This window comes from Streptomyces sp. ACA25, from assembly GCF_028200735.1.
GTDB lineage: Bacteria > Actinomycetota > Actinomycetes > Streptomycetales > Streptomycetaceae > Streptomyces.
The window spans coordinates 1-516 of the sequence record NZ_JAQKPV010000087.1 but is presented as its reverse complement, the minus strand read 5'-3'; the positions used below and the strand labels follow the sequence as shown (position 1 = coordinate 516).

1 protein-coding gene is annotated in these 516 nt (G+C 70.5%); it reads left to right on the top strand.

Going from position 1 to position 516, the window contains the following annotated elements; genetic code table 11:
* Positions 1-516 (top strand): ketoacyl-synthetase C-terminal extension domain-containing protein (locus PJ985_RS23295; protein ID WP_271685867.1); only part of this gene is annotated, 516 nt, incomplete at both ends.

Here is a 516-nt window from a genome sequence, read left to right as displayed (position 1 = left end):
ATCGTGAGCGGCCGTTGTTGTTGGGTTCGGTGAAGTCGAACATCGGGCACGCCCAGGCCGCGGCCGGGGTCGCCGGTGTGATCAAGATGGTGCAGGCGATGCGGCACGGCGTACTGCCGCGCACGCTGCACGTGGATGAAATCTCCCCGCACGTTGACTGGTCGGCGGGCGCGGTGGAGGTGCTGACCGAAGCCCGGGACTGGCCCGAGACGGGCTCTCCGTGGCGGGCGGGTGTGTCGTCGTTCGGCGTCAGCGGGACCAACGCGCACGTCGTGCTCGAAGAACCGCCCGCCCAGGAATCGGACCACACCGGGAACGAGGCAGCACCGGACCTGCCGGTCGTGCCATGGCCGCTGTCGGGCCGCACCCCCGAGGCGCTCGCCGCCCAGGCGCGGCTTCTGCACGACCACCTCACCGACGACGCCGACCTGGCGGCCGTGGGCCACGCCCTCGCGGTGTCACGGTCGGCTTTTGAGCATCGTGGTGTGGTGTTGGGTGCGGATCGGGTGGAGTTGC